13 protein-coding genes are annotated in these 13,216 nt (G+C 44.7%); 11 read left to right on the top strand and 2 right to left on the bottom strand.

Features of this window, described 5'->3' with window-relative positions; genetic code table 11:
• Nucleotides 1-10 precede the first annotated feature (10 nt).
• From V6668_RS25500 to V6668_RS25450, 11 genes are all read left to right on the top strand, one after another.
• Nucleotides 11-520 carry a DUF948 domain-containing protein gene (locus tag V6668_RS25500; RefSeq protein ID WP_036606976.1) on the top strand — a complete coding sequence of 170 codons (510 nt, stop codon included), beginning with the start codon at nucleotides 11-13 and terminating at the stop codon, nucleotides 518-520.
• Nucleotides 521-588: 68 nt separating this feature from the next.
• The gene (locus V6668_RS25495) at nucleotides 589-1,122 is read left to right on the top strand and encodes a hypothetical protein (protein ID WP_036606978.1); all 534 of its coding nucleotides are present in this window, start codon (nucleotides 589-591) and stop codon (nucleotides 1,120-1,122) included.
• A gap of 94 nt (nucleotides 1,123-1,216) precedes the next feature.
• Nucleotides 1,217-1,561, top strand: a complete 345-nt coding sequence (locus tag V6668_RS25490) for a general stress protein (RefSeq protein WP_017692267.1) — start codon at nucleotides 1,217-1,219, stop codon at nucleotides 1,559-1,561.
• A gap of 341 nt (nucleotides 1,562-1,902) precedes the next feature.
• Nucleotides 1,903-3,072 (top strand): PP2C family protein-serine/threonine phosphatase, encoded by a 1,170-nt coding sequence (locus V6668_RS25485; protein WP_036606980.1) that lies wholly within the window; start codon nucleotides 1,903-1,905, stop codon nucleotides 3,070-3,072.
• Complete coding sequence (locus V6668_RS25480) at nucleotides 3,069-6,794, top strand: response regulator (RefSeq protein ID WP_338707017.1); 3,726 nt, start codon at nucleotides 3,069-3,071, stop codon at nucleotides 6,792-6,794. The genes V6668_RS25485 and V6668_RS25480 overlap by 4 nt, the downstream gene beginning before the upstream one ends.
• Before the next feature lie 86 nt (nucleotides 6,795-6,880).
• Entirely contained in the window at nucleotides 6,881-7,753 is an 873-nt protein-coding gene (locus V6668_RS25475; protein ID WP_036606984.1) for a CheR family methyltransferase, read from the top strand.
• 16 nt (nucleotides 7,754-7,769) lie between these two features.
• Complete coding sequence (locus V6668_RS25470) at nucleotides 7,770-9,446, top strand: response regulator (RefSeq protein ID WP_338707016.1); 1,677 nt, start codon at nucleotides 7,770-7,772, stop codon at nucleotides 9,444-9,446.
• 86 nt (nucleotides 9,447-9,532) lie between these two features.
• A complete protein-coding gene (locus V6668_RS25465) occupies nucleotides 9,533-9,871 on the top strand; it encodes an STAS domain-containing protein (protein ID WP_036606989.1) in 339 nt (112 codons plus the stop codon).
• 18 nt (nucleotides 9,872-9,889) lie between these two features.
• Nucleotides 9,890-10,342 carry an anti-sigma B factor RsbW gene (gene rsbW, locus V6668_RS25460; protein ID WP_036606993.1) on the top strand — a complete coding sequence of 151 codons (453 nt, stop codon included), beginning with the start codon at nucleotides 9,890-9,892 and terminating at the stop codon, nucleotides 10,340-10,342.
• On the top strand, nucleotides 10,339-11,112 hold the full coding sequence (locus V6668_RS25455) for a sigma-70 family RNA polymerase sigma factor (RefSeq protein ID WP_036606995.1): 774 nt from the start codon (nucleotides 10,339-10,341) through the stop codon (nucleotides 11,110-11,112). The genes rsbW and V6668_RS25455 overlap by 4 nt, the downstream gene beginning before the upstream one ends.
• A gap of 101 nt (nucleotides 11,113-11,213) precedes the next feature.
• On the top strand, nucleotides 11,214-12,275 hold the full coding sequence (locus tag V6668_RS25450) for a magnesium transporter CorA family protein (protein WP_243391501.1): 1,062 nt from the start codon (nucleotides 11,214-11,216) through the stop codon (nucleotides 12,273-12,275).
• A 20-nt stretch (nucleotides 12,276-12,295) separates the two neighbouring features.
• Here the strand turns inward: V6668_RS25450 and V6668_RS25445 are convergent, their stop codons facing one another.
• Both V6668_RS25445 and V6668_RS25440 read right to left on the bottom strand, forming a co-directional pair.
• Entirely contained in the window at nucleotides 12,296-12,661 is a 366-nt protein-coding gene (locus tag V6668_RS25445; protein WP_017692276.1) for a DUF5665 domain-containing protein, read from the bottom strand.
• 84 nt (nucleotides 12,662-12,745) lie between these two features.
• Entirely contained in the window at nucleotides 12,746-13,153 is a 408-nt protein-coding gene (locus tag V6668_RS25440; protein WP_076212649.1) for a YtxH domain-containing protein, read from the bottom strand.
• Nucleotides 13,154-13,216: the final 63 nt, after the last annotated feature.

Here is a 13,216-nt window from a genome sequence, read left to right as displayed (position 1 = left end):
AGGTTCTTCTATGATCTATCAAATTAGCGTGGCCCTGATTGCAGTGGCATTTGCAGTACTGGTATTCTTTTTAATTCGTACCTTGAAATCCGCTCAGGGTTCTTTGGACAATGTCTCACAGACATTGCAGGAGGTACAGAAAACCATTGACGAACTTAGTTATGAAGTGAAGCAGACGGTAAGACATGCCAATGATATTACGGTGGATGTACAACACAAAATGAAAAAAATTGATCCTGTTATGGAATCTGTTGAGAATCTGGGAGAAGTGTTAAATGAAGTGACGGCAGCAGCCAAACAAGTTTCCACAACGCTGATGGCGAAATTTCAGACCAAACGTAACAACGCTGAACAGACCAAGCATGCTGAAGCGGTTCATGTAACTGCACCGCCTGCTACATCAACGGATCGTACCCTGCAATCCTATGAAGCTACATATAATGGTGAAGCTAAGGGCGGGAAAAACTGGATGAAGTATGTTGATGTTGCAGCGAACGTATGGCAACGGATGCGCAAGTAACATGACCGCTTTGTAACCCATGAAGAAGCCTTCAGAGCGGTGATGAACCTGATGAAAGGGTGAGAATCATGATGAAACTACTGCTTGTGATGTTTAGCGTAATTTCTCCCTTTTCCGTTCAACCGGCAGCGGTACCCGCTGCTCACGATATGCAATGGACGGCAATGGAAGAGAAGGCGTCAGAGGTAACTCTGGCTGTTGATCGATCCGAGACTTTCCAGCATTTTCGGACTCTGAATGGCATTTCTCTGGATGACACCATGGATGATTTGTTGGCCAATAAGGGCCAGCCGGGGCATAAGCAGGAAGATCCTTATCTGGGATGTCCTGAATATCACTTTCATGATGTGAAGGTTGGCTTGTGTGAAGATACGGATGTCATTCAATATGTGCATATCGATGCATCTGAGAATCACATCATGTTAAACGGAAAGAGAATTGAGATGAATATTGAAGCGATCCATCATGCTCTAGGGAAACCTTATTATGTGGCAGAGGATGGAGAAGTGTTTCTCCGTGGAGACCAGGCTCTGAAGGTATATATGAAGTCAGGATCTCATCAGATTGAAGGCATTGATCTTTTTGATGACACAGTTTCCTAGGATTGGTTATTAATAAATCGTTTCAAACCCATATAGTATGGTTATATACTAAGTAGCTCGATACAGAAGATTAAATCAGAGGAGAGTGGAAACGATGAATTCAACCAATGAGCAAGCTTATGCAAAAGTGGTAGAAAACGGAGTCCAGGCGGTAGAAGCGGTGAAAGAATTGCAGATTACCGGATACCTTGCTGATCAAATCTTTGTTCTCGCCCATGAGAAGGATCGTACAGATCGAATTGCCGATACAGCAGATGCCAAAGAAATTGGCATAAAGGAAGAAGGCGTATTTGATTCCTTGGCGAATCTGTTCCGCTCACGTGGTGATGAACTCCGGGCCAAAATTGTTTCGATGGGCTTTACCGAAGCCGAAGCGGACTTCTACGAGAGTGAACTCGACAAGGGTAAAGTACTCGTTATTGCTAAAAAGAAAGATTAACTCGATAAGTTGAAGTTTGCTGAACATGGACAAGCTTCTGAATCATTTATGTAAAATGCTTAATCAAAAACATAGATAAGGAATGGGGCTTTCCCCATTCCTTATCTATGTTTTTGCAAGTTTGGAAGCGGGATCAGGACGCTGCAAAAACAGGGTGAGTCGCGGGGATATTCCCCTACGATGGTGCCATTTACTGATAGAAGTTTTTTGTTTTTACGATTATAGTTATACTAGGAATTATTATGTCTACTGCCGTTTTGTATGCAAAATTTGTATAATCAACGTTTGTTTTAACCTAATAAGAATCGACAAACCCGGACGCCACAGATAAGGAGATATCAATGAGAATACTTATTGTTGACGACAATCCGACGAATGTCATCATCATTCGAGAAATTCTGAAAAAAGAAAACTATCGTGACATTGTAACGGCGAGTTCCGCCATGGAAATGTTTGAAGTGTTAGGAATTGGGGAGGAAAGCAACGAACTTCGTCCAAGACCGTCGGATATTGACCTGATTTTGCTAGATATGATGATGCCTGAGATGGACGGTATCGAAGCCTGCAGTATTGTGCAGAAATTTGAGAATCTGAAGGATATACCGATTATTATGGTGACTGCCATCGGAGACTCCAAGAAACTTGCCGAAGCATTGGATGCTGGTGCATCTGATTATGTGACCAAGCCGATTAATAAAGTCGAACTGATGGCCAGAATTCGACTCGCACTTCGTTTGAAACAGGAGAAGGATTGGCATAAAGAGCGTGATCAACGTATTCAGGATGAGCTCAAGTTGGCAGCGATGGTCCAAAATGCTGTATTAAGTCCGGCAATTAGGGACCCGTTGTTCCAAGTGCATGCCATCTATAAACCATCCTTTGAGCTTGCGGGTGATCTGTATTCTTGGTACCCCCTTGGGGAAGGCCGTTACGGAGTACTGCTGCTCGACATGATGGGACACGGGATATCTTCATCCCTGTTTACCATGTTTATCGCTTCTGTGTTGAAAGATACGGTTACCACTTATGTGGATCCAGAGAAGGTCATTCAGGAGTTGAACCGTCGTTTTAACCAGCTCCATCTGGAAAAACAATTGGTGCAGTATTATTTCACGGCAATTTATCTGGTCGTTGATACACGGATGAAACGTATTGATTATGTTAATGCAGGGCATCCACCTGCTTTATTTTTCCGAAACGACGGCAGTGTCACCACATTTGACAGCGTCTGCTGTCCTGTTGGTTTATTTGACAAGATGGATATTGAACCACAAACGATCCATTATGAGGGTGACGGGCATATTGCACTCTATACGGATGGATTATTGGAAGCTGTTCAGGGCGGGCAGGAAGAACAACATGAATTCCTGATCGAAAAACTGACCGGCTCACATCAGTGGAATGAAGCTGCTATGCAGGCCATGTTTTTTGACGACGAAATTCCCCAAGAGCGGGATGATGATAAATGTCTGGTCTGGATTACTTTGAATAAAGGGGCGGGGGATGAATGAAGATCAGGAATAAACTGCTGATTGGTTTTACCGCTCTGATGGCCATTTTGATCGTGCTCACGTTTGTGAGTTATGAACGGTTAAACAGCAGTAATCAACAGATTGATCAGATGTATCAGGAACGTTATCTCAAAGTAAGGTTCACTTCTGCTGCACGTGGAGAGGTCAATGATATAGCCAAAGTGCTGGCTAACTTGTTATTGAATCCGAACAATTCGATTAATGCTGCTGAGGGTGACCTGAAGGAGATGAAGGATCGGGGGGATGGTTACCTCGCAGAAGTGAGAAACCGGGCAGACAGTGCACCTGAACATCAACTGGTGGATCGTGTGAATACGGCGTGGACCGCTTATACATCTTATGCAACGAGACAGATCAACCTGATGTCCCAAAACCGGGTAGAAGATGCGAATAACTACCGCAATTCAACAGGACTCGCGGTGCAAAAAGAAACTGTGGATAGTTTGAATGCTCTTTCACGTTATCAGGACCAAGAGATTGATGCTGAGATCAAGAACGCTAACGAAGCGTATACGAGAGCAGTACAGATCACGATAAGTATCATGATTGCCGGGTTGTTGCTTGCATTGGGTGTCATTCTGTGGGTGCTGCCGAGTATTACACGGGGTCTGAACACTGTATCTATGATGATTACCAGCTTTGGTAAAGGGCGTTACCGAACCATTCGGCGCATACAGGTCAAATCAACCGATGAGATTGGTCAGATTGCCAGTGTGTTCAAAGATGTATCCAGTGATCTGGAAGAAAAACTGGAGATCGAGAGGGCTTATGTGCAGGCTCAGCAGGATCAAAACTGGATGAGTTCGAACATCGCAAGAGTCCCGGAGCTGCTTCGGGGGATTGGCTCCATTCGCCAAATTTCACAGATGTTTATCAGTGAGTTCACACCTGTGCTTGGTGCTCAGTTGGGTGTCGTCTATCTGATCGATGAGGAGAAACATCCCGACGAACTGAGACGTTACGGTGCATACGCATTTGAAGAGAACGAAGATGTTGGTAAGGAAATGTATCGCATCGGGGAAGGCCTGATTGGTCAAGCCGCGCTGGATATGACACCGATTATTCTGGAAAATACGCCCGAAGATTACGTGCATATTGGTTCAGCTTCAGGCTCAACACGTGCTGCGGGTATCATGATCTATCCTGTCGTGTTTGAAGATGAACTGATTGGTGTGGTTGAAGTGGCTTCCTTTGAAGGTTTCAATGAACTGCACAAGCAGTTATTCACACAACTGATTATGAACCTGGGCGTAATTTTGAATAACGTTCGACGTCGTTTGCGTGTGGAGGAGCTGCTGCGTGAATCCCAGGCACTGACAGAGGAACTGCAGGTTCAATCGGAAGAATTGCAGACACAGCAAGAAGAACTTCGTCGTTCCAATGAGAATCTGGAGGAGCAGACAGAAGCGCTTAAACGTTCCGAGGAATTGCTGCAGCGTCAGCAGGAAGAACTGGAGCATTTCAATACGGAACTCATTGCCAAGACGCGGGCGCTTGAAGAGCAGGTGCGTGAAGTTGAAGAGAAAAATGACGAAATTGAGAAAACGAAGACACAGTTGGAACAGCAAGCTACACAGCTGTCGATGACAAGCAAGTACAAGTCCGAATTTTTAGCGAATATGTCACATGAACTCCGTACACCATTGAACAGTCTGCTCATTTTGTCCCAGTTATTGTCGGAGAACAAGGGTGGGAATCTGACTGACAAACAGCAGGAATATGCGCAAACCATCTACATGTCGGGTGCGGATCTGCTGAAAATGATTGATGAGATTCTGGATCTGTCCAAGGTGGACGCAGGTAAGATGGATATCAATTATGAGACAGTTCGAATGGAAGAGCTGACCAGCTTTGTTCAGCAGAACTTTGGACCGATGGCGAATAAAAAGGAACTGAACTTGAATATCGATTTCGACAGCGATCTACCGGAATGGGTGTACACCGACAGTCATCGCGTCAAACAGATTTTACGGAATTTGTTGTCGAACGCATTTAAGTTCACCAATCGAGGTTCGGTTAGTCTGATTGGACGACGGATGAAACCGGAAGAGTTACCGGGTTATATGAACACCAATCAGGAATATCTCGGATTCAGTGTAAAAGACACCGGCATCGGTATTCCATCGGATAAAACGGATCTGATCTTTGAAGCGTTCCAGCAAGTAGACGGGACCACAAGTCGGAAATACGGTGGAACTGGTCTGGGATTGTCCATTAGCAGGGAACTGGCACGTTTGCTTGGTGGTGCAATACAGGTGGAATCATCCGAGGGAGAAGGTAGCTGCTTTACCTTATACCTGCCTGATAATCATGAAGAGGAAGCCTTGGCAGAGGAAGGTGCTTCAAGAGAAGCGGCTGTATCCTCAGAGGATCTTTATGAAAAGTCCATCGAAGCACGGACCATGCTTTCAAGTCATCAGTCGATTCTCTCTCCTGATCCGGAGCGGAGCGTGGGTACAGATCTGTCTCCTACCCATACTCCAGATGTCACGCAGATCGAAGATGATCGGGAGAATCTGATGGAAGGTGACAAAATCCTGCTCATCATTGAGGATGACGTGAACTTTGCACATATTTTGACGGATATGGCGAGAGGAAGAGGATTCAAAGCACTTGTTGCCCTTCAAGGTGATAAAGGACTAGAAATGGCACGTCAATATCTGCCGGATGCCATTATCCTGGATATTCAATTGCCGGTGATGGATGGTTGGACCATTCTGGGCGAGCTGAAGAGCAGTTCGGCAACACGCCACATTCCGGTTCATGTGATTTCAGTCATTGATGATATGAAACAAGGTCTGATGATGGGCGCCATTGCGTATCTGAAAAAACCTTCGAGCAAGGATTCACTGGATAAAGCATTCTCGCATATCAAATCATATACTGAGAATCAATTGAAACGACTGTTGATCGTCGAAGATGATGAAATTCAGCGTAAAGCCATTATTGAATTGATTGGTCATGATGATGTGGCAATCACCGCTGTATCCACAGGTAGTGAGGCATTGAATGAATTACACAGCCAGCGTTATGACTGTATGGTACTGGATCTGATGTTAACGGATATGACCGGGTTTGAGTTGCTCGACCAGATTCGCGATGATGAATATCTGAACGATCTGCCGATTATAATTTATACAGGCAAAGAACTGGATTCCAAGGAAGAAATGAAGCTGCGCAAATATGCGGAATCCATCATTATCAAAGATGTGAAGTCACCGGAACGTCTGCTGGATGAGACGACTTTGTTCCTGCATCGGGTAGAAGCCAATTTGCCGGAAGACAAGCGTCGAATCTTACAGAAACTACACAACAAAGAAACGTTGTTTGAAGGCAAGAAAATATTGCTTGTAGATGACGATATTCGTAACGTATTTGCCCTTTCAAGTGTTCTTGAAGGCTATCGGATGGATGTGACGTTTGCTGAGAACGGCCGAGAGGCTTTGGAGATTTTGGACAAAAATCCGGAATTTGATCTGGTACTGATGGATATGATGATGCCAGAGATGGACGGTTATGAAGCGATGACACGAATCAGACAGATCCCGCAGTTTGAAAAGTTACCGATTATTGCGCTTACGGCCAAAGCCATGAAAGAGGATCGCGGCAAATGTATTGAGGCCGGAGCATCTGATTACGTGAAAAAACCGATCCAGACAGATCAATTGTTATCCTTAATGCGTGTATGGCTGTATTCGTAAGTTCATTATTCGTATGTTCATTGTTTGGGTAATGAAAGACAATACGACGAATACGCAAGTAACAAATGAAGAAGTGGAGAGAACTTATGACACCGTGGGAACCTACCGAGACGGGGGCAGATTTGGTCCGTATGCCGCAAGATGAAGAACGCGAGCTGATCGAGATTGAGTTGCTGTTGGAAGGCATGCACCGTTTATATGGATATGATTTTAGAAACTATGCACTGCCATCCCTGAAACGAAGAATCTGGCATCATGCACATGCTGAGGGTGTTAAGAGCATATCCGGCTTGCAGGAGCGTGTTCTTCATGACCGTTCCGCGTTTGAACGTTTTGTACAGAACTTATCCATCCCTGTAACGGAAATGTTTCGAGATCCTTCGCTTTTCCGAATGTTTCGGGAACAGATTATTCCTATCCTGAGAACCTACCCGTATATCCGAATATGGCATGCGGGATGCTCTACGGGAGAGGAAGTTTATTCCATGGCCATCATGTTGCATGAGGAAGGACTGTATGACAAGGCAAGAATCTACGCAACGGATATGAATGATCGCTCTTTGCAACAGGCCAAAGAAGGCGTATATGGTATTGAGAAAATGAAACTATTTACTACAAATTATTTGGAGGCAGGGGGTACCAGAGCCTTCTCCGAGTACTATACAGCGAAATACAATTCGGTGATATTTCATCCTTTTCTGAGGAAGAACATCATTTTCGCCGAGCACAACCTGGCAACAGACCGGTCATTTAACGAGTTTAATGTTATCTTTTGCCGTAATGTCATGATTTATTTTAATGATGAACTGCGGAACCATGTGCATGGGCTGTTTCATGAGAGCTTGAGCCACTTTGGTATTCTGGTTCTGGGGTCGAAAGAATCGATACATTTTACAGAGTTCAGTGATACCTATGAGCCGTTAGACCGGACCGAAAAAATATACCGGAAGATCAAATAGGGGGTTAGGGTTAGCCATGGGGCTCAATGAACCAATCCACATATTATTGGTAGATGACCGCCCTGAGAACTTGCTTGCTCTTGAAGCAGTTCTGGAATCGGAACAATATAAACTCGTTAAGGCAACTTCCGGAGAAGAGGCACTCCGCTGTCTGCTAAAAGACGAATTTGCGGTTATCGTTCTCGATGTGCAGATGCCTGGAATGGACGGAATTGAGACAGCGAAGTTAATTAAGGCACGGGACAAGTCCAAGGATGTGCCGATTATATTTATCTCTGCCAATAGCAGAGAAGCGGAGCACTTGTTTGCCGGGTATTCAGCCGGGGCCATTGATTACATGGTTAAGCCATTTATTCCTCAGATTTTGAAATCCAAAATCGAGGGCTTTGTGGAGATGTTTATCACCAATAAACGTTTGAAGACACAGACCATGCTTCTTCACCAGAAGACACAGGAACTGGAGAAGATGAATCAACAACTCATTCAGGCCAAGGAAGAAGCAGAAATTGCAGCCAATGCAAAGACCGAGTTCCTGGCAATGATGAGTCATGAGATTCGTACACCGATGAACGGAGTTATCGGTATGGTTGATCTGCTGATGGAGACGGAACTGAGGGAAGATCAGAAGGAATATGCAGACATCGTTCGTCGCAGTGCAGATGCACTCGTCACGGTTATCAACGACATTCTTGATTTTACCAAGATGGAATCCGGCAAAATGGAACTTGAAGAGCATCCTTTTGAACTTGTCTCCTGTATTCGGGAAGTGCTGGGATTGTTTGCTGCAGAAGCAGGCAAAAAGAATCTGGAACTGGATTATTTCCTGGAAGATTCTGTCCCTGAATTAATCTATGGGGATATGGCAAGGCTACGTCAGGTTCTCTTGAATCTTATTGCCAATGCAATCAAATTTACAGACCAGGGTGGCGTATATTTGATTGTGTCAGTGAATGAAGAAAAAGACGGACAAATGGCATTGGAGTTTGCTGTTAAAGACACCGGGATAGGTATTGCTTCAGACAAAGTGGATCGCCTGTTCCAGCCTTTTTCCCAGTTGGATACATCCATGACACGTAAATACGGTGGAACTGGCTTAGGACTGGCAATATGCAAGACTCTGGTGGAAATGATGGGTGGACAGATCTATCTGGATACAACAGAGCAACGGGGAGCGACGTTTGTATTTACAATTCAGGCGAAACGTTATGTAGAAACTGAACTGGTCCAGAGGAACGGGGAAGAGAAACCAACGGATGTGAAAAATGAGAATAAATATCCTACGGTATTAATTGTGGATGATCATCCGATCAACCAGAAGTTGATGGCGATTATGCTTGGTAAGCTGGGGTTGCTCTCAGACATTGCTGAAGATGGACAGAGCGCACTCGATATGGTAAACGGCAGCCGTTATCCCTATGACTATGTGTTTATGGATCTGCAGATGCCTGTGATGGACGGTTTGGAATGTACACGGCGGATTCGAGAGAGTCTGACCCAGTCTAATCAGCCAATCATTATAGCCATGACTGCTAACGTGATGGAAGGTATTCAGCAACGCTGTATTGCTGCCGGCATGGATGATTATATTAGTAAACCGGTGAAAATGGGCAATGTAAAACAGAAAATAGCCCAGTTTCAGAAACAACAACAAATGTTAGACCCAGGCCCTTCAGCCATGAATCATGCCAATTGAAACATTTTCCAAACTTCTTTCTGATTCACTCGTGCTGAAGTTGGGTTATTAGGTAAGGAAACCATTGATCAGGAGAGAGATGTCTAATGAATACAAATAAAAATGAAAAATTCAATGCAAGAACTGAAACTCAGGACGGCGTGTGCACGGTGTATCTGACTGGCGAACTGGATTTGTCGGTTGCTCCTGACTTCCGCTTGGTGATGGAGCCGCTCGTGGATAACAAGGAACAGGATCTTGTGATTAACATGAAAGAATTGAAGTATATCGATAGTACAGGGATTGGTATCCTGTTATCTGTTCTGAAGGCCAGACATGGAATGGAAGCTCGCTTTGAAGTACAGGAAGTTCCTGCGCAGATTCAGAAACTTTTTGACATGACGGGCATCGCCAAATTCTTTGTCACACAGAAGAATTCCCAATAGGAAAGGATCGAAAAAGGAATGAATGCAGAAGTTCAAAGAGTCACCCTTAATTTACCTGCGACAGCTGATTACGTTGATATTGTAAGACTCAATCTCTATGGAGTAGCATCCAAAATGGGATTTTCCTACGAAGACATTGAGGATATGAAAGTTGCTGTATCCGAGGCCTGTAACAACTCTGTATTGTATGCCTACTCACACGAAGGCGGCATGGTTGAAGTTGTATTCGAAGTGGATGGCGAAACATTGTCAATTATTGTCAAGGACGAAGGTGCCAGCTTCGAGAACATGAACCCTGCTGTGTCACGTGCCGGTCTACACGACAAAGAACTGACGGAAGCACAGATTGGCGGACTTGGGTTCTACCTGATGCAAGCCTTGATGGATGATGTCAGTGTGGAAAGTGAGACGGGCAAAGGTACGAAAGTAGTACTCGTAAAACGTCTTGCAAGAAGTGAGGAGAAAGTATGAATGAAAAAGTGACTCCCCCAGAGTCCATGTCTGAAGCTATAGGTTTGATCTGGGAATACCAGCAGACCCTAGATAATGAAATTGCAACAGTTCTCATCCGTAAATATGAACCAATGGTCAAGATGGCAGCAGGTAAAATCGCTCGGAATCGCCCCGATCTATACGAAGACTTGTATCAGACCGGGCAGATGGCTTTGATTCGTTTGCTTAAGCAATACGATATCAACCTGGGTATTCCGTTTGAACCTTATGCCATGAAGAGCATGATCGGTCATATGAAGAACTACTTGCGTGATAAATCCTGGTATATTCAGGTGCCCCGGAGGATTAAGGAAAAGGGAGCCCTCGTGCAACATGCCATTGATGAGTTAACCGTTAAGCTGGAGCGCTCACCCGGTGTGAACGAAATTGCTGAATACCTTGATCTGACTGCAGAAGAGACAATTGAAGTTCTGGCTGGTCGGGAATGTTACCACTATGTATCACTGGATTCTCCTTTATCTCAGGATGACAGTGCAGCAACATTGGGAGAACTGATCAGTGCAGATGTGAATGACTATGATTCGGTCGAAAAACGGATGGACTTGCAACAGGCATTGGGACAATTGAAGGAACAAGAACAGCAGGTACTTATTCTAGCATTCCAGGATGGCCAATCTCAGCGGGCAATTGCCCAGAAGCTTGGTGTTTCACAGATGAGTGTATCTCGGATTCAGAAGCGAGCTACAGAGAAATTGAAACAGATCATGTCTAATGCTTCAATGTTATGACAAATGGAACCCTAATGTTGTTGAGTACGGCATAAAGAAGGACACGTCAATGCGCTGAAATGCATACGTGTCCTTTTTGGGATCAAAAAGATGGGTATGCAATGAAGAACATGAGTGCAGGAGTGGATAAAGTGATTGTGAACCAAATCAAGTTGGAAGCTCGCCGTGACAAGTTATCTTGCTCGGACCATTGGCAATGGTGGGATTGGGTTGCACCTGACACCGATAGCATGAACGATGCGTTGGGGGAGCTGACAGAGGCGTTTCCGGATATGCGGTATTGGCTTCATAAGATTCCGGAAGTGGAATCGAATTATTTGTCCGTCCGTTTCGTGAATGGTACTGAACCAGTCATATTTGGTTCATTGTTGTATGCGGTCAAAAATGAGAGAGATGACAAACGTCAAGATAATCAGATGTTTTTCTATGTCGATCGCAATAACCTGGTTACCTTGAATATGGATGACAATACACGAGGCATTATGAAGACGGATGAACGTGCCCATATGTTACAGCAATGTAGTGAAGCCAGGGACGGGATGTTTGTACTTTTTCGAGCTATACTGCATTACTACCATGTAGGGATGGATCATTTTGAGATGAACCTGCGTGAACTGGAACGGAAGATGGAATCCCGCAATGCCCGAACTTTAATGGACCAGATTTTGGCCGCCCGATTTGAACTGTTATACTGGAGCAATCTGTTTATCCCCTACTCGGAACTGATGGCTGCTGCCCATGAGGCTTATCTCAGTGAAATCAACGAAAATCGATATTTCCAGCAGCTCCAACATCGAGTAGAGCGAATGGAACGTTTGTTTAGTCACTACGAGAAAGAGATCGATACGTTAATCTCCATTGATAATGCGATCTCCGGTGTACGTGGCAATGAGATCATGAAGACGCTGACCATTGTTACTGCTGTGTTCATACCTGCCACGGCAGCTGGCGCGATATGGGGGATGAACTTTGAGAACCTGCCCTTTATCGACAAATCATGGGGAGTTGTACTGGTCCTTGTTGTCATTATCTTAAGCATGATCAGCATGTATGTATGGCTGATGATGAAAGGCTGGACAGGAGATCTGCTCAAAGTGAAATCCTCACAGCCTTCAGCTGAAGAGACAGAGAAAAAAGGAGCAACGGAAAAACGTAAGGGATAGCCTACTGTTGGTTAGTCCTCTTAGTTTTTGTAATCTTCAATATAACCAAGCAAGTCAGCGATATATTGGCCCACAATCGGCATATTCACGAATTGGCTGAGAATGAATGCCAGCAAACCGAGAACAACAAAGGTACCCACAGTCAGACCGAGACCTCGTGCCATGCCCGCTGTAAAATTGGTAATAATCCGCTTTTTGGGACTGCTGTAATTCTCAATAATATCCTTGATCTGTGCTCTCTCCAGACTGTCCGCAATCTGGTCCAGACGGGTGTTCAATCGCTTTACCTCATGACGCAATTCAAAAGGATGCTCGCTTGTATCATACTGCTGTGCCGGTGTTCCTCCCGTAATTGGAGTATTACCGTTGATTGTAACTTTACTCATATTATTTGTCCTCCTCAACTCTCATTGGATAAAAAATAGCCAGCTGGAGTGCAGCTGGCTATTAGTCACTCGATCTGTATCGCCTTACAGGCTAGTCGAGTTAAGTTCTTTACGTGCATCTTCCTTCGCTTCAACGGAAGCGGCAGCCACTTCATCAGATGCACGGGATGCTTCGTTAGCCACATCAGCGGACGCTTTTCTCACAGAGTCCATTACATCATTGCGGCCTTGATTTACCGTTTTTGCAATGTCGGAAGTTTTGGAAGAGACCGTTTTAGCCAGTTCAGTGGCTTTGTCACTTACAACAGTTGCCACTTCTTTGGTGCGGTCAGTAACGATGCCCACTTTCTCGGAAAGGTCACCACGCAATTCACGTCCCGGTTTAGGCGCAAAGAGTAGTGCTGCAGCAGCTCCCAGCAAACCCCCGATGAAAATACCTTTTGCGAAAGTCGAACCCGTCTGTACAGGATATTGCTCTTCTGCTTTATTCATGTCTAATCACTCCTTCTTCAATTTAAGAAACAAATACGAAACAACGAACACCTTGTTGCCCGA

The sequence above is a fragment of the Paenibacillus amylolyticus genome, from assembly GCF_036894225.1.
Lineage (GTDB): Bacteria > Bacillota > Bacilli > Paenibacillales > Paenibacillaceae > Paenibacillus > Paenibacillus amylolyticus.
The sequence above is the reverse complement of the archived record's forward strand: the minus strand, read 5'-3'. Positions and strand labels throughout refer to the sequence as shown.

Bases quoted from the DNA above. Each gene is read 5' to 3' on its own strand.
- V6668_RS25485 (WP_036606980.1), top strand. From the start codon at position 1,903: ATGAGAATACTTATTGTTGACGACAATCCGACGAATGTCATCATCATT.
- V6668_RS25455 (WP_036606995.1), top strand. From the start codon at position 10,339: ATGAATGAAAAAGTGACTCCCCCAGAGTCCATGTCTGAAGCTATAGGT.
- rsbW (WP_036606993.1), top strand. From the start codon at position 9,890: ATGAATGCAGAAGTTCAAAGAGTCACCCTTAATTTACCTGCGACAGCT.
- V6668_RS25475 (WP_036606984.1), top strand. From the start codon at position 6,881: ATGACACCGTGGGAACCTACCGAGACGGGGGCAGATTTGGTCCGTATG.
- V6668_RS25440 (WP_076212649.1), bottom strand. From the start codon at position 13,153: ATGAATAAAGCAGAAGAGCAATATCCTGTACAGACGGGTTCGACTTTC.
- V6668_RS25465 (WP_036606989.1), top strand. From the start codon at position 9,533: ATGAATACAAATAAAAATGAAAAATTCAATGCAAGAACTGAAACTCAG.
- V6668_RS25470 (WP_338707016.1), top strand. From the start codon at position 7,770: ATGGGGCTCAATGAACCAATCCACATATTATTGGTAGATGACCGCCCT.
- V6668_RS25500 (WP_036606976.1), top strand. From the start codon at position 11: ATGATCTATCAAATTAGCGTGGCCCTGATTGCAGTGGCATTTGCAGTA.
- V6668_RS25490 (WP_017692267.1), top strand. From the start codon at position 1,217: ATGAATTCAACCAATGAGCAAGCTTATGCAAAAGTGGTAGAAAACGGA.
- V6668_RS25480 (WP_338707017.1), top strand. From the start codon at position 3,069: ATGAAGATCAGGAATAAACTGCTGATTGGTTTTACCGCTCTGATGGCC.
- V6668_RS25450 (WP_243391501.1), top strand. From the start codon at position 11,214: ATGAAGAACATGAGTGCAGGAGTGGATAAAGTGATTGTGAACCAAATC.
- V6668_RS25445 (WP_017692276.1), bottom strand. From the start codon at position 12,661: ATGAGTAAAGTTACAATCAACGGTAATACTCCAATTACGGGAGGAACA.
- V6668_RS25495 (WP_036606978.1), top strand. From the start codon at position 589: ATGATGAAACTACTGCTTGTGATGTTTAGCGTAATTTCTCCCTTTTCC.